We start from the raw sequence: 14568 nt of genomic DNA on the forward strand, positions 1-14568 counted from the left end.
GGGAGTTCGTCGGCGCATCCGCCACAGCGAGGAATCACCGGCGCGTCCGCCACAGCGAGGAATCACCGGCCGCGTCCGCCACAGAGGGGATCACCCGGGCGTCCGCCACGGCGGGAATCCATCAACGCCCCCGCCCCACCGGGAGATCACCCGCGTGTCCTGTCGCAGCCGGGGGGCCGTCGGCGCGTCCGCCGCAGAGGGGATCACCGGGCGTCCGCCACACCGGGGATTTATCAGCGCCCCTGCCCCAGCGGGAGGCCACCGGCGTGTCCGCCACAGCGGGAATTCATCAGCGCCCCTTCGCCACCGGAGGTCACCGGCGCCCGTTCCCCACCGGAAGATCACCGGCGCCTCCGTACAGCCGGAGACCACCGGCCTCTCCGCGCCCGGCGCCTCCGCCCCCGGCGGCTACCGCCGCGGCAGCCGGTGCAGGGTCACCTCCGTGAGGGTTCCGGTGGCGACCGTCGCCGTGAGGTACGTGCAGTGGGGCTGGCGGCGGCGGTCCGTCGGGGAGCCGGGGTTGAGCAGGCGCAGGCCGCCGGGGGCGGTGGTGTCCCAGGGGATGTGGCTGTGCCCGAAGACCAGGACGTCCAGGTCGGGGAAGCGGGCGGCGCAGCGGGCCTCGCGGCCCTGGGCGGGGCCGGTCTCGTGGACGACCCCGAAGCGCAGGCCGCCGAGTTCGGCGCGGGCCACCTCGGGGAGCCGGGCGCGCAACTCGGGGCCGTCGTTGTTGCCGTACACGCCGATCAGCCGGCGGCTGCGGCTCTCCAGCAGGTCGAGGGTGGCGGTGTCGACCCAGTCCCCGGCGTGGAACACGACGTCCGCGCGCGGGAGTTCGGCGAGCAGCTGCTCCGGGAGCGCCTTGGCGCGCTTGGGCAGATGCGTGTCGGACATGAGCAGGAGGCGCACCTCGTCAGCCTATGCGGAGGAGGAGGTCAGGCGGCGGATGCCGCGTACGGTGCCCAGCAGCGCGGCGCCCGCGCCGAGGGCGGTCGCGGCGGGGTGCCGGACCAGGGTCTCCTGCCAGGAGCGGGCGTGGGCGGTGTCGTCGAAGGAGCCGTGGGCGCCCTGGTCGTCGGCGGGCCCGCGGTCGACCGGTTCGAAGAGGTTGTCCAGGCCGGCGGGCGGGATGCGGTCGGTCTGCTGGGAGTCGTAGCCGGTGCGGGCCAGGTAGCGGTCGAGCAGCGCCGGGGCCAGCCGGTTGGCCCAGATGGTGGCGACGGTGGACGCGCCGATGTAGTACTGCTTGCGGCCCGGATGGTCGGCGGCGTACAGCACGCCCCGCGCGGCCACCTCGGGCTGGTAGATCGGCGGGACCGGCATGGGGTGCTTGGCGAGGCGGGAGCGGACCCATTCGAACTGGGGGGTGTTGACGGCCGGCAGCTGGGCGACGGTGACACGGACGCCGCTGCCCCGGTGCAGCAGTTCGGTGCGCAGGGAGGAGGTGAAGCCGTTGATGGCGTGCTTGGCTCCGCAGTACGCCGACTGGAGGGGGATGGAGCGTTCCCCGAGCGCTGAGCCGACCTGCACGATCGTGCCCCGGTCGCGGGGGAGCATGCGCTTCAGCGCGGAGCGGGTGCCGTTGACGAAGCCGAGGTAGGTCACCTCCGTGATCCGCCGGTACTCCTCGGGGGTGATCTCCTCGAACGGCGCGAACACGCTGGCGAAGGCGCAGTTGATCCAGACGTCGATGGGGCCGAACTCCTTCTCCGCGGCCTCGGCGACGGCTTCCGTCTGGGCCGGGTCGGCGACGTCGGCGGGCCGTACCAGGGGCCGTCCGCCGAGCGCCGCGACCTCGTCGGCCGCCGCCTCCAGGCCGCCCTCGCCGCGCGCGACCAGGACGACGTCGGCGCCGCGCCGGGCGTACAGGCGGGCGGTGGCGCGGCCGATGCCGGCGCTGGCGCCGGTGATGACGACGGTGGGGGGCATGTTCGTCTCCTCCTGCGTACGCGGTGTGTGTCACTCCACCCGGTAGGGCGCCGCCCGCTCCTCCACGAGGGTCAGGCCGAGGCCGGGTGCCCCGTCGGCGCCCGGTGTGACGCTGCCGCCGCCCGGGTCGAGGACGCCGTCGAACAGGAGCCGTTCGATGCGGACGTGGTCGTGGAACCACTCCAGATGGCGCAGGTTGGGCACGGCCGCGGCCGCGTGGGCGTGGGCGTGGGGCGCGCAGTGCCCGGAGACGTCGAGCCCGCGCGCGTGGGCGAGCGCGGCGGCGCGCAGCCAGACGGTGATGCCGCCGCACCGGGTGACGTCGGCCTGGAGGCAGTCGACGGCTCCGGCGTCCAGCATGTGCTGGAAGTACGGCAGGGCGTAGCCGTATTCGCCGGCGGCGACGTCGATCGGGACGCGCCCGCGGATGTCGGCGAGCGCGGTGAGGTGGTCGGAGGAGACGGGTTCCTCGAACCAGGTGACGCCGTGGTCGGCGAGAGGGCCCGCGAGGCGTACGGCCTGGCCGCCGCGGTAGCCGCCGTTGGCGTCGACGTACAGCTCGGCGGTGTCGCCGATGACGGCCCGCGCGCGGGCGACGCGTTCCAGGTCGCGCTCCTCCCGGGCGCCCCATGACTCGCCGATCTTGATCTTGACGCGGGGGATGCCCTGTTCCTCGGTCCAGCCGCGCAGCTGGCGCTCCTGCCGGGCGGTGTCGTAGGTGGTGAAGCCGCCGCTGCCGTAGACGGGCACGTCGTCGCGGGCGGCGCCCAGCAGGTGGACGAGGGGCAGGCCGAGCAGGCGTGCCTTCAGGTCCCACAGGGCGATGTCGACGGCGGCGACGGCCTGGGCGGCCACGCCGGGCAGTCCGGCGTTGCGGACGGCTCGGCACATGCGCTCGTTGGCGCGCGGCACGTCGTACGCGGACAGGCCGGTGACGGTGCCGGCGAGCAGTTCGCGGACGACGTGGCCGGTGGCGGCGGGCGCGTAGGTGTAGCCGAGCCCGGTGGTGGTGCCGGCGCGGGCGGTGACCAGGACCAGGGTGGTCCTGTCCCAGGCGAGGGTGCCGTCGGCCTCGGGCGTGTCGGTGGGCACGGTGTAGACGGCGGTGTCCACGGCCTCGACGGCCGGCAGGTCGCTCATGGTCACCTCCTCAGCTGCCGCAGTCCGCCCGCGGCGCCCAGGGCGAGGGCGGTCACGGAGGCGGCCGTCGCCCAGCGGGCCGTACGGGACGGCTGGGCGGGGCGGTCGGCGAGCCGCTCCGGATGGTCGCTGGGCAGGTTGCCGTCGAGGGCGAGCGCGAGGACCTCGGCGAGGTGCAGCGCGCGGCGGCCGGTGGTGCCCTGCTCGATCTGGGTGCGGCAGCTGAAGCCGTCGGCGAGGACCAGGCTGTCCGGGGCGGCCCCGCGCACGGCGGGCAGGACGCCCTGTTCCGCGACGGCCATGGACACCTCGTGGTGGCCGCGCTCGAAGCCGAAGTTGCCGGCCAGGCCGCAGCAGCCCTCGTCGAGCACCTCGGCGTCGAGGTGGGCGCGGCGCATCAGTTCGCGGTCGGCGTCGAACTTCATGATGGCGTGCTGGTGGCAGTGGGTCTGCACGGTGGCCTGCCGGGCGAGCCGCGGGGGCCGCCAGCCGTCGGGGGCGTGGTGGACGAGCTGTTCGGCGAAGGTGCGCGTCTGGGCGGCGAGCCGCTCCACGTCCTGGTCGCCGGGCATCAGCTCCGGGGCGTCGGCGCGGAAGACGGCCGTGCAGGAGGGCTCCAGGCCGATCACCGGGGTGCCGGCCTCCAGATAGGGGCGCAACACGTCGAGGGTGTGGCGCAGCACCCGCTTCGCGGTGGGCAGTTGGCCGGTGGAGATCCAGGTGAGGCCGCAGCACACCGGCCGGGAGGGGACGGCGATCCGGAAGCCGGCGTCCTCCAGGAGCCGTACGGCCGAGATCGCGATGGAGGGGTGGAAGTAGGTGCTGAAGGTGTCGGGCCACAGCACGACGGTGCGCGGGTCGGCCGGGTCGGGCTCCTCCCGGTCGCGCGCCCGCCACCACTGGAGGAAGGACTGCCCGGCGAACACCGGTGCCGGGCGGGCCGCGTCGATCCCGGCGAGCCGTTTGCCCAGGCTTGCGAGGCCGGGCGCGTGCAGCGCGGAGTTGACCAGGGACGGGGCGGCCCGGGACAGCCGGGCCCAGACCGGCAGCCAGCCCATGGAGTAGTGGGCCATGGGGCGCAGCCGTCCCTCGTAGTGGTGGGACATGAACTCCGCTTTGAGGGTGGCCATGTCGACGCCGGTCGGGCAGTCGGACTTGCAGCCCTTGCAGGCCAGGCAGAGGTCGAGGGCGTCGCGTACGGCGGTGGAGCGCCAGCCGTCCTTGACGGCGGAGTCGGCGTGCCCGTCGAGCATCTCGAACAGCAGCCGGGCCCGGCCGCGGGTGGAGTGTTCCTCCTCCATGGTGGCCCGGTAGGAGGGGCACATGACGCCGCCGGAGTGGGCGCGGCAGTTGCCGATGCCGACGCAGCGCATCACGGCGCGGTTGAAGGAGTGGTCGTCCTCGGGATAGCCGAAGTGGGTCGCCGGGGTGACGGGACGCCAGGAGGGGCCGAGCCGCAGCTGTCCGTCGACGGGGTTGGGGTGGACGACCTTGCCGGGGTTCATCCGGTTGCGGGGGTCGAAGAGGGCCTTCAGTTCGCCGAACGCGGTGACGAGCCGTTCCCCGAACATCCGGGTGAGCAGCTCGCCCCGGGACTGGCCGTCCCCGTGCTCGCCGGAGAGGGAGCCGCCGTAGGAGGCGACGAGGTCGGCGGCCCGCTCCACGAACCGCCGGAAGTCGGCCACGCCCTGGGCGGTCCGCAGCCCGAAGGGGATGCGGGTGTGCACGCAGCCCTGGCCGAAGTGCCCGTACAGGGACGGGTGGTCGTAGTCGAACTCGGCGAACAGGTCCTTCAGGTCGCGCAGGTAGTCGCCGAGCCGCTCGGGCGGTACGGCGGAGTCCTCCCAGCCCTCCCAGGTCTCCCGGTCGTCGGGTGGGCGGGCGGTCACGCCGAGTCCGGCCTCGCGGGCCTTGAGCATCTTCTGCTCGCGTTCGGGGTTGTCGGAGAAGGCGACGTTCGCCTCCTTCTCGCCGCGGCCGACGGCGCGCAGCAGCGCGTGCGCCTGTTCGTCGACGTCCTCCTGGCTGTCGCCGCTGTACTGCACCATCAGCCAGCTGTCGCCCTCGGGCAGGACGTCGAGGGAGTCCAGGTAGGCGCCCTCCTCGCGCATCAGCTGGGCCATGCGCCCGTCCAGGGCCTCCAGTTGGCTGGGCGAGCAGTGCTCCAGCAGGTGGGGGACGTCGTCGGCGGCGGCGCAGATGTCGTCGTAGCCGAGGACGAGCAGGGACTGGTACGGCGGCACGGGCACGAGGTCGAGTTCGGCGCGCAGGACGGTCACCAGGGTGCCCTCGCTGCCGACGAGGGCCTTGGCGACGTCGAAGCCGTTCTCGGGCAGCAGGGAGTCCAGGTTGTAGCCGGAGACGCGGCGGGGGATCTCGGGGTAGCCGCGGCGGATGTCGGCCAGGTACTCGGTGGCGATGCGGTCGAGGCCGGCGTAGATCTCGGCGAGCCGGCCGCCGCCGGAGATGATCCGGGCGCGCTCGTCGGGCGGGGTGGGGCCGACCCAGGCGCGCTGCCCGTCGTAGGTGAGGATCTCCAGGCGCCGGACGTTGTCGACGGTCTTGCCGTAGGCCTGGGCGGAGGCGCCGCAGGAGTTGTTGCCGATCATGCCGCCGAGCGCGCAGTGGCTGTGGGTGGACGGCTTGGGCCCGAACTGGAGCTTGTGGCGGGCGAGGTGCCGGTTGAGCTGGTCCAGGACGATGCCGGGCTCCACCACACAGGTGCGCCGTTCCGGGTCGACGGAGAGCACACCGGTGCAGTACTTGCTCCAGTCGATCACCACGGCGGTGTTGGTGGACTGTCCGGCCAGGCTGGTGCCACCGCCCCGGGAGAGGACGGGGGCGCCGAAGCGTGCGCACACCGACACCGCCCGGGCGCCCGCCTCGACGGTGCGGGGCACGACGACTCCCAACGGGACCTGGCGGTAGTTCGAACCGTCCGTGGCGTAGGCGCCTCGGCTGCCCGCGTCGAAGCGGACTTCGCCGTCCACCTCGGCGCTCAGGGCCGCCTCCAGGCCGGACCTGTCCGGAGGGGTCATCTGCGCTCCTCGATTCGCTCCGTGCGGGCATCGACCTTCGGGGCTGCCGCGCTGTCCGAGGTCCGGCGAGTACCCCGGCAAACAGACAGTCAAAACTGAACAGTTCCAACTGGACAGTCTCGACTGCCGGTCCTAGCCTGGCGGCATGGCTGACATCTCCGACTCCGCCGCCCGCGCCGCGCGCGATCTGCGCGTGGTGTTCAGCAGGCTGCGGCGCCGCATCCGCGAGGTCGCGCAGGACGCCGACCTCAGCCCCTCGCAGGAGTCGGCGCTCACCCTGGTCGGCAAGCACGGAGCGGCCACGGCCAGCGCGCTCGCCGCCGCCGAGGGGGTACGCCCGCAGTCCATGGCCACCACGCTGGCCGCCCTGGAGCAGCACGGGCTGATCCGCCGCGCCCCCGACCCCGACGACGGCCGCCGCCAGCTGGTCACCCTGACCGACGGCGGCCGGGCCCGCATCGAGGGGAACAGGCAGGTGCGCGAGGAGTGGCTGGCCCGCGCCTTCCAGGACCGCTACACCGAGGAAGAGCGGCAGACCGTCCTCGCGGCGCTGGAGCTGATGGAACGGCTGTCCCGGCCGTGACACCGAGGCTCACCGCGCGCGCCGGGACCGCCCGTCCCTCCCCCGCCGGATTCGACCGCCGGCTCGTCCCGCCGATGGTCCTCGGCTCGGTCCTGAACCCCGTCAACTCCTCGATGATCGCCGTGGCGCTCGTGCCGATCGGCGTCGCGTTCGGCGCCCCGCCGGCCGAGACGGTGTGGCTGGTCTCGGCGCTCTACCTGGCCACCGCCGTCGGCCAGCCCGTCATCGGCCGTCTGGTGGACATGTACGGCCCGCGCAGGCTCTACCTCACCGGTACGGCCCTGGTCGGCGTCGCCGGACTGCTCGGCGCGCTCGCCCCCTCGCTCGGCGCGCTGATCGCGGCCCGGGTGCTGCTGGGCCTCGGCACGTCGGCGGCGTACCCGGCGGCCATGCGGCTGACCCGCGCCGAGGCCGAACGCACCGGGCAGGACAGCCCGGCGGGCGTGCTGGCCGCGCTCGCCGTCGCCAGCCAGACGGTGGCCGTCGTCGGGCCCGCGCTCGGCGGCCTGCTGATCCAACTGGGCGGCTGGCGGGCCGTGTTCACCGTCAACGTGCCGCTCTCGGCGGCCTGTCTGGTGCTCGGCGCGCTGCGGCTGCCCCGCTCCGAGACCCGGCGGCGCGGCCTGGACGTACCCGGCATGGCACTGTTCGCCGCGCTGCTGGTCGCGCTGATGCTGTGCCTGACGGAGCCTCGGGCCGGCCGCTGGTACCTGCCGGTGCTGTCCGCCGCGGCCGCCGCCGGCTTCGCGCTGCGCGAGCTGCGGGTGCCGGACCCGTTCATCGACCTGCGCGTCCTCGGCGGCAACGGCCCGCTGCTCGCCACCTACCTGCGCCAGCTGCTCGGCTACACCACCGCCTACGCCTTCATGTACGGCTACACGCAGTGGCTGGAGCAGGGCCGCGGGCTCGGTGCCTCCACCGCCGGGCTCGCGCTGCTGCCGCTGTCGGCGGCGGCGCTCACCGCCTCCGCGCTGACCGGGCGCCGCGAGGCGGTGCGGGCCAAGCTGATCACCGGTTCCGTCCTCCAGCTCGCGGGCTGCGCGGTGCTGCTCCTGATCGGCGACCGCAGCCCGTTCTGGCTGCTGCTCGGGGTCGGTGTGCTGCTCGGCGTCCCCCAGGGGCTGATCGGCCTGGCCACGCAGAACGCGCTGTACCGGCAGGCCGAGCCGGAGCGGATCGCCTCCGCCGCCGGGCTGCTGCGGACCTTCATGTACCTCGGCGCGCTGGGCGCGTCCGCCGCCACCGCGGCGTTCTACCCGCACCGCGCCGACACGGCCGGGCTGCACAGCCTGGCCCTGTTCATGCTCGCCGGCTCCGCACTGCTGCTGGCGACGACCCTGCCCGACCGGTCCCTCGGCCGGCTCACCCCCCGAAAGGCCTGACCGACTCATGTCGCTCACCACGCTCGACCCCCGTACCGCCCTCGTCGCGATCGACCTCCAGAACGGCATCGTGGCCATGCCGACGCAGCCGTACCCGGGCGCCGAGGTCGTCTCCCGCACGGCCGCGCTCGCCGACGCCTTCCGCTCCCACGGGCTGCCCGTCGTCCTGGTCCGGGTGTCCTTCGCGCCGGACGGTGCGGACGCCGTCCCGGGCCGCACCGAGCGCCAGCCGCGCGGGCTGTCCTTCCCGGAGGGCTGGGACGTCGTCGTCGACGACCTGTCCGGACACCCCGGGGACATCCGCGTCACCAAGCACAACTGGAGCGCCTTCCACGGCACCGACCTGGACGTCCAGCTGCGCCGGCGGGGCGTCACGCAGATCGTGCTGACCGGCATCGCCACCAGCATCGGCGTCGAGTCCACCGCCCGCGACGCCTACGCGCACGGCTACCACGTCACCCTCGCCACCGACGCCATGGCCGACGCCGACGGCGAGGCGCACGCGAACAGCGTCGAGCGCGTCTTCCCGCGCCTCGGCGAGACCGGCACGACCGCCGAGATCCTGGAGCTGCTGACGAAGACCCACGCCTGACCACCGCCCGCGCCGACGAGGGAGGGGGTGGGGGCCACGGCCATCTGCCGGCTCAGCGGGCGGTGTGCCGCTTGAGCGGTTCCCACCAGGTCCGGTGGGTGCGGTACCAGGCGACCGTCCGGGCGAGGCCCGCGGTGAAGTCGCGGCGCGGCCGGTAGCCGAGTTCGTCGCGGGCCTTGCTCCAGTCGACCGAGTAGCGCAGGTCGTGGCCCTTGCGGTCGGCGACGTGCACGACGTGCTCCCAGCCCGCGCCGCACGCCTCCAGCAGCAGGCCGGTCAGCTCCTTGTTGGTCAGCTCGGTGCCGCCGCCGAGGTTGTAGACCTCGCCGGGGCGGCCCCGGGTGCGGACCAGGTCGATGCCGTGGCAGTGGTCGTCGACGTGCAGCCAGTCACGGACGTGACGCCCGTCGCCGTACAGCGGGACGGGCAGGCCGTCGAGGAGGTTGGTGACGAAGAGCGGGATCACCTTCTCGGGGAACTGGCGCGGGCCGTAGTTGTTGGAGCAGCGGGTGATCCGGACGTCCATGCCGTGGGTGCGGTGGTGGGCGAGGGCGATGAGGTCGGCGGAGGCCTTCGACGCGGCGTACGGGGAGCTGGGCGCGAGCGGATGGGTCTCGGGCCAGGAACCGGTCTCGATGGAGCCGTAGACCTCGTCGGTGGAGACGTGCACGAACGGCCCGGTGCCGTGCCGGAGCGCCGCGTCCAGCAGGGTCTGCGTGCCGAGCACGTTGGTGCGGACGAACTCCCCCGCACCCTCGATCGACCGGTCGACGTGCGACTCGGCGGCGAAGTGCACCACCTGGTCGGCGTCCGCCATCAGCTTGTCGACCAGGCCGGCGTCGCAGACGTCCCCGTGCACGAAGTCCAGCCGGGGATGGCCGAGGGGGAGGTGGGTGAGCGTGCCGGCATAGGTGAGCTTGTCCAGCACGGTGACGCGGGGCGCGTCCGGCGCGTCGTCGGCCAGGAGCCCGCGGACGTAGTGGGAGCCGATGAACCCGGCGGCGCCGGTGACGAGCAGGTTCATGACCGGAGCCGCACCTGGCCGCGGCCACCGGGGAGTCCCGGAGCGTTCATTCGCCCCACCTTAGCGGCGGGGACGTCCGGGGGCGTTCAGTCCTCGCCGCGCACGATGTTGTCCTCGGGGTCCGGGCCCTGCCGCTGCGCGGAGGTGCGGTCCAGGACGGCGGGTACGCAGGTGCGTACTCCCCGGTTCCGCCGACGGTGGGCCTGGGCCCAGCCCGTCTCCACGTGGGCTACGGCCGGTTTCTCGCTGGCATGCGCGGTCACGTCGTTCATCTTCCTTCTGCGTCCCGCTCGCCGCGGGGCGCCGTTCGCCGGGCCCGCCCGGGCCCGGGGTGCGATGTGTGCCTGACCGGGTCCCCGGACCGAGCGGCCCGCAAACGCGGCGGTGCCCCGCGCCGGGCTCAGGTACGGCCGCCGCCACCACCGCCGAAGGACCCGCTGGACCCGGGCGACCAGCGGGGGCGGCGCTGGTCGTCGGCGCGCTTGGTGCCGACGTTGCCGAGTTGGTGGGGGGTGAGGCGCTCGCTCTCGTCGGCGGCCCGGGGCACCTCGTCGGGCTCGCGGACCTCGCGGGTCTCGTGGACCGGGCCCGACGGCGGAGTCCTCGGGTGTTCGTCCGGGCGCGGCGGTGCCGGTTCCCGCTCGCGCACCTTGAACCCCAGCCGGAAGGCCCAGATCAGTCCGACGACGCAGGCCACTCCGGCGACCAGGATGAGGGCGTAGCCGAAGACCTGGGCGCCCGTGGCCGCTTCGTACATGGCAGTGTTCATGGCCGCCGAGTACCCGGCGCGGCGCGACGGATGCGCGCGCCGGCCCGAACCGGCAGGCCGGCGGCCCGGCGGCCCGGTCCGGCCCGCCCAGGTCCGGCCGTGGGTCAGTCCGTGGATCAGTCCCTGGATCAGTCCGCGGGGCGGCACCTGGGTCAGTCCCTGGGTCAGTCCGTCTCCTCCGCCGCCGCGCGTTCCACCTCCGCCTCGACCTCGGCCCGTGGCCGGCCGGTCTGCCGGGCGTACTCGCTCACCGCCGCCTGCACATCGCGGGCCAGGTCCCGCCAGGCGCGCAGGGCGGTCTCGTAGGTGCCCGACTGGGCGCCGGTCATCCGCCGCTCGGCCGGCGGGCCGTAGGCGACCCGCAGTTCCTGCACCTGGGCGTGGGCGGCGGCGGCCGCGCGCTGCTTCGCGACCAGTTCTTCGAAGGTGTGCGACACGCCAACCGACCCTAGGCAGCTCCGGGGCGCGGGCCCGCGACGACCTGCCGGGGACGCCGGCACGCGCACCCGAGTGGCGGGTCAGCGGTCGGGTACGAGGTCCGCCCAGACCTGTTTGCCACCGCTGACCGGGACCGTGCCCCAGGCCTCCGACACCGCCTCCACCAGCAGGATGCCCCGGCCGCCGGTGGCCTCCCAGCCGATGCTGGTCGGCTTGACGGGGCTGCGCGGGGAGGAGTCGGCGACGGCGAGCCGCAGCCGGTGGTTGACCAGGCTGAGGTCGAGCCGGACCTGGCCGCCGGTGTGCACCAGGGCGTTGGTGACGAGTTCGGAGACGACCAGCAGGGCCACGTCGATCGTGTCCCGGGACAGGCCCCAGGCGCGCAGGGTGCGCCGGGTGAAGCGGCGGGCGTGCCGGACCGCCTCCGGTACCCGCCAAACCGTCCAGCTCTCCCGCAGCGGCCGTACGGCCAGGCCGTCGTAGCGCATCAGCAGCAGCGCCACGTCGTCGCCGCGGTGGGCGCCGGAGAGCAGGGCGTCGGCGACCAGGCCCAGGTGGGCGGGGTCGGCGGCGGACAGTTCGCGGGCCAGGCGGTCCATGCCGGCGTCGAGGTCGACGGAGGGGGACTCCACCAGGCCGTCGGTGGTCAGCGCGACCACGGTGCCGGGCCGGAGCCGGAGCGGGGTCATCGGGAACTCGGCCTGGGAGAGGACGCCGAGCGGGGGGCCGCCCTCGGCCAGCACGATCTCGGCGGTGCCGTCCGGGTGCCGCAGCACGGGTTGGACATGCCCGGCGCGTACGCACCAGGCGGTGCCCTGCTCCACGTCGACGTCGACGTAGGCGCAGGTCGCGAACAGGTCCGTCTCCATGTCCAGGAGCAGCCGGTTGGCGTGGGCGACGACCACGTCCGGGGAGTGGCCCTCGACGGCGTAGGCGCGCAGCGCGGTGCGCATCTGGCCCATCAGGGTGGCGGCGCCCGCGTTGTGGCCCTGGACGTCGCCGATGACCAGGGCGACGTGGTTGTCGGCCAGCGGGATCACGTCGTACCAGTCGCCGCCGACCTCCAGACCGGCCGTGGTGGGCAGGTAGCGGGCGACGGCGACCGCGCCGGGCAGCCGGGGCAGCCGGCGGGGCAGCAGGGTGCGCTGGAGCATGCCGACGAGTTCGTGCTCGGCGTCGAAGGCGTGGGCGCGCAGCAGGGCCTGGCCGGTCAGGCCGGCGCAGGCGGTGAGCAGGGCACGTTCGTCGGGCGCGAAGTCGTGCGGGCGGTCCCAGCCGACCAGGCAGGCGCCCGCCATGCGGCTGCCCGCGGGCAGCGGCAGCACGGCGAGGCCGCCCGGGCCGACCTCGGCGAGGGCGGGCTCCAGCGCCGAGCCGGAGGGCCAGATCTTGGCGCGGCCCTCGCGCAGGGCGGCAGCCAGGGTGGGCATGGCGCGCACCGGCGCGTCGGGCCATTCGGTGCGCCACTCGCTGCGCCACACCTCGGGCCAGGCCTCGGGTTCCGGCGGGTCGAGGACGGTGACGACCAGCCGGTCGTTCTCCAGTTCGGCCAGGGCGATCCGGTCGGCCCGCAACGGCTTGCGCAGGGCGGCCACGACGGCCTGGCCGACGTCCCTGACGGTGCCGGCGGTGGCGAGGGCGGCGGCCAGGCGCTGCACGCGGGCGACGTCGGTGACGTCGGAGCGCAGCGTGGAGGCGTCGGCGACGGTGCCGACCAGCCGGGCGGAGCGGCCCTTGCCGCCGGGCAGCAGCCGGCCGCGCAGCCGCAGCCACTTGGGCGGGCCGGCGGGCTGAAGGATGCGGAACTCCAGCTCACGGTCGCCGATGGACATGTGGTCGGCCTCGACCACCGACATCAGCGCGGGCAGATCCTCGGGCACCGCGCGGCCGAGCAGGGTCTCCACGCGGCCGTCGAATGTCTCCCGGTCGATCCCGAACAGCCGCAGGATCGCCTCGCCGACCTCCACCCGGCCGGTGTCCATGGCCAGGCTGAAGGCGTCCTCGGGCAGCTCACCGGTGTCACCGGCGGCGGCCGGGGCGGGTACGGCGACGGCGCGGGCGATCAGCTCCAGGCTGGCCCTGTCGTCGGTGCCGAAGCCGCCGGGGTGCTCACCGACGGCCAGCAGGCAGCCGCCGTCCGCCGGGCCGAGCGGCAGGACGGCCACGGAGAAGTCCGGGGACGGGGTACGGCGGGAGTCCGGGCCGGCGGCCAGTTCGGCGGGGCCGAGCCAGCGCGGCCGTCCGGTGCGGTGCGCCTCCGCGACCGGGGAGGCGCCGGCGACCGGGTAGCAGTCCCGGAGGCCGTACAGCGTGCGGGGCAGGCCGGCCGACTCGGCGAGGCAGAGCTGCGTGGCGTCGTCGCCGGGCGTGTACACCCCGGCGAACGACGCACCGGCGAACACGAGCGCCTGTTCGAGGACCCGGCGCAGCCGGTCGGGGGTCGGCGGCGACGCCATCAGCGACGCGAGGGCGGCTTCGGCACGCTCCGGCGCCGTTCTCGTCCCGCTGATCGCAGCGCCCTCACTCACCACGTCGCCATTACAGCGCGTATGAGCCGCCCGCGCAGCCCCTGTGACGGCGCACTGGGCGGACATCGTCCGGATGCCCTGGCCGAGGACGGCCGCTGACGAGGGCGGCGATGACGACCAGGTCTGCCGGAGCCGGCGTCGGCCGCGGCAGGCGGACCCGAGACTCACACGGGATCCTCGACGGCCGCCGTCGCGCCCGGCCCCTCGCCGCTCGCCGTCTGCCCCGGCTCTGTCGGCTCCCTGGTGGAGACGACCAGCAGCTGGGTGACCGAACCGTCGTCCGCCACGACGTCCCGGACGTGGCGGAAGCCCAGGCGGCGGCACATCGTCAGGCTGGCGGCGTTGTCGGCGCCGACCATGCCGTACGCCTCGGAGAGTCCGAGGTCGTCGGCGGCGTGCCGGAGGAGGCCGCGTACCGCCTCGCGGCCCAGTCCGCGCCCCCAGTAGCCGGGGGCGAGCGCGGTGACGAGTTCATGGCCGTCAACGTTGCCGGTCGGCTTCACCTCGGCGTGGCCGACGTAGCCGCCCTCGAACCACAGGCCCCACACGTCGAAGCGGCGCTGGGGGTAGACGTCGGTGAGGATGGCGCGGAACAGCTCGCGGATCTGCGGTTCGGGCACGCGTTCCTGGCCCATCCAGCGGCACACCTCCTCGTCGCCCAGCAGGGCGACGAAGGCGTCCTCGTGCTCGGGCCGGTAGGGGAGGAACTCCAGGCGTTCGGTGCGCAGGACGGGGGTCATGACGGACGTCATGGCGGACTCCTCGGGAGTGATGCGGTGCGGCGGGTGCCGGGCGACCGGCGACGCGTGGGGGCGGAGGAGTGGGGGGAGACGCCGGGCCGGCCGTACTGGGCCGGCCCGGCGTGACGGTCGTGGTGGACGCGCCGGCGTCAGGCGCCGGCGTTCTCCATGCGCTCGCGCAGGCTCTTGGGCCGCATGTCGGTCCAGACCTCGTCGACGTAGGCGGAGCACTCGGCCTCGGTGCCCTCCTTGCCGACGGGCTGCCAGCCGGCGGGCACCTCGATGTCGACGGGCCAGAGGGAGTACTGCTCCTCGTCGTTGCGCAGCACCTGGTAGCGGGTGTTCTCGTCCATGTCGGCCTCCTCGGGGGTTCGGTTCGGGTGAGCTGGGGCGAAGCGGTGGGCG

Annotated in this window: 14 protein-coding genes; 3 read left to right on the forward strand and 11 right to left on the reverse strand. The window is 74.5% G+C overall.

Features of this window, described 5'->3' with window-relative positions; genetic code table 11:
- Positions 1-408 precede the first annotated feature (408 nt).
- From ACZ4WH_RS27520 to ACZ4WH_RS27535, 4 genes are read right to left on the reverse strand one after another with little or no spacing between them, the layout of a single operon-like run.
- Positions 409-909 (reverse strand): metallophosphoesterase family protein, encoded by a 501-nt coding sequence (locus ACZ4WH_RS27520; protein WP_468185300.1) that lies wholly within the window; start codon positions 907-909, stop codon positions 409-411.
- A gap of 9 nt (positions 910-918) precedes the next feature.
- Positions 919-1929, reverse strand: coding sequence for an SDR family oxidoreductase (locus tag ACZ4WH_RS27525; RefSeq protein ID WP_468185303.1), 1011 nt, complete (start codon positions 1927-1929; stop codon positions 919-921).
- 30 nt (positions 1930-1959) lie between these two features.
- Complete coding sequence (locus ACZ4WH_RS27530; protein ID WP_468185306.1) at positions 1960-3069, reverse strand: enolase C-terminal domain-like protein; 1110 nt, start codon at positions 3067-3069, stop codon at positions 1960-1962.
- 2 nt (positions 3070-3071) lie between these two features.
- The gene (locus ACZ4WH_RS27535; RefSeq protein ID WP_468185308.1) at positions 3072-6107 is read right to left on the reverse strand and encodes an FAD-binding and (Fe-S)-binding domain-containing protein; all 3036 of its coding nucleotides are present in this window, start codon (positions 6105-6107) and stop codon (positions 3072-3074) included.
- A 145-nt stretch (positions 6108-6252) separates the two neighbouring features.
- On the opposite strand from ACZ4WH_RS27535, the gene ACZ4WH_RS27540 reads away from it, so the two are divergent.
- The 3 genes from ACZ4WH_RS27540 to ACZ4WH_RS27550 are packed head-to-tail and all read left to right on the forward strand — an operon-like array spanning position 6253 to position 8664.
- Positions 6253-6690, forward strand: coding sequence for a MarR family winged helix-turn-helix transcriptional regulator (locus ACZ4WH_RS27540; RefSeq protein WP_365784166.1), 438 nt, complete (start codon positions 6253-6255; stop codon positions 6688-6690).
- Positions 6687-8072 (forward strand): MFS transporter, encoded by a 1386-nt coding sequence (locus ACZ4WH_RS27545; RefSeq protein ID WP_468185311.1) that lies wholly within the window; start codon positions 6687-6689, stop codon positions 8070-8072. Before ACZ4WH_RS27540 ends, ACZ4WH_RS27545 begins: the two co-directional genes overlap by 4 nt.
- 7 nt (positions 8073-8079) lie before the next feature.
- Positions 8080-8664 (forward strand): isochorismatase family protein, encoded by a 585-nt coding sequence (locus ACZ4WH_RS27550; protein WP_468185314.1) that lies wholly within the window; start codon positions 8080-8082, stop codon positions 8662-8664.
- Positions 8665-8716: 52 nt separating this feature from the next.
- Here ACZ4WH_RS27550 and rfbB read toward each other — a convergent pair whose 3' ends face one another.
- The 7 genes from rfbB to ACZ4WH_RS27585 all read right to left on the reverse strand — a co-directional run bounded on the left by rfbB (position 8717) and on the right by ACZ4WH_RS27585 (position 14516).
- Positions 8717-9688: a dTDP-glucose 4,6-dehydratase gene (rfbB, locus tag ACZ4WH_RS27555; RefSeq protein WP_468185317.1), complete on the reverse strand. Its 972-nt coding sequence runs from the start codon at positions 9686-9688 to the stop codon at positions 8717-8719.
- A gap of 86 nt (positions 9689-9774) precedes the next feature.
- A complete protein-coding gene (locus tag ACZ4WH_RS27560; RefSeq protein ID WP_468185319.1) occupies positions 9775-9960 on the reverse strand; it encodes a hypothetical protein in 186 nt (61 codons plus the stop codon).
- A 128-nt stretch (positions 9961-10088) separates the two neighbouring features.
- Entirely contained in the window at positions 10089-10457 is a 369-nt protein-coding gene (locus ACZ4WH_RS27565; protein ID WP_468185322.1) for a DUF6479 family protein, read from the reverse strand.
- A gap of 164 nt (positions 10458-10621) precedes the next feature.
- The gene (locus tag ACZ4WH_RS27570) at positions 10622-10894 is read right to left on the reverse strand and encodes a hypothetical protein (RefSeq protein WP_468185325.1); all 273 of its coding nucleotides are present in this window, start codon (positions 10892-10894) and stop codon (positions 10622-10624) included.
- 81 nt (positions 10895-10975) lie between these two features.
- Positions 10976-13423 (reverse strand): SpoIIE family protein phosphatase, encoded by a 2448-nt coding sequence (locus ACZ4WH_RS27575; RefSeq protein WP_468185328.1) that lies wholly within the window; start codon positions 13421-13423, stop codon positions 10976-10978.
- A 164-nt stretch (positions 13424-13587) separates the two neighbouring features.
- The gene (locus tag ACZ4WH_RS27580; protein WP_468185330.1) at positions 13588-14175 is read right to left on the reverse strand and encodes a GNAT family N-acetyltransferase; all 588 of its coding nucleotides are present in this window, start codon (positions 14173-14175) and stop codon (positions 13588-13590) included.
- Positions 14176-14312: 137 nt separating this feature from the next.
- Positions 14313-14516, reverse strand: a complete 204-nt coding sequence (locus tag ACZ4WH_RS27585) for an MbtH family protein (RefSeq protein ID WP_014676677.1) — start codon at positions 14514-14516, stop codon at positions 14313-14315.
- Between the last annotated feature and the right edge of the window lie 52 nt (positions 14517-14568).

This window comes from Streptomyces sp. NPDC029138 (assembly GCF_055564375.1).

Coding starts and splice junctions, on each gene's coding strand:
- ACZ4WH_RS27525 (WP_468185303.1), bottom strand. CDS start 1,929: ATGCCCCCCACCGTCGTCATCACCGGCGCCAGCGCCGGCATCGGCCGC.
- ACZ4WH_RS27530 (WP_468185306.1), bottom strand. CDS start 3,069: ATGAGCGACCTGCCGGCCGTCGAGGCCGTGGACACCGCCGTCTACACC.
- ACZ4WH_RS27535 (WP_468185308.1), bottom strand. CDS start 6,107: ATGACCCCTCCGGACAGGTCCGGCCTGGAGGCGGCCCTGAGCGCCGAG.
- ACZ4WH_RS27540 (WP_365784166.1), top strand. CDS start 6,253: ATGGCTGACATCTCCGACTCCGCCGCCCGCGCCGCGCGCGATCTGCGC.
- ACZ4WH_RS27550 (WP_468185314.1), top strand. CDS start 8,080: ATGTCGCTCACCACGCTCGACCCCCGTACCGCCCTCGTCGCGATCGAC.
- rfbB (WP_468185317.1), bottom strand. CDS start 9,688: ATGAACCTGCTCGTCACCGGCGCCGCCGGGTTCATCGGCTCCCACTAC.
- ACZ4WH_RS27560 (WP_468185319.1), bottom strand. CDS start 9,960: ATGAACGACGTGACCGCGCATGCCAGCGAGAAACCGGCCGTAGCCCAC.
- ACZ4WH_RS27565 (WP_468185322.1), bottom strand. CDS start 10,457: ATGAACACTGCCATGTACGAAGCGGCCACGGGCGCCCAGGTCTTCGGC.
- ACZ4WH_RS27580 (WP_468185330.1), bottom strand. CDS start 14,175: ATGACGTCCGTCATGACCCCCGTCCTGCGCACCGAACGCCTGGAGTTC.
- ACZ4WH_RS27585 (WP_014676677.1), bottom strand. CDS start 14,516: ATGGACGAGAACACCCGCTACCAGGTGCTGCGCAACGACGAGGAGCAG.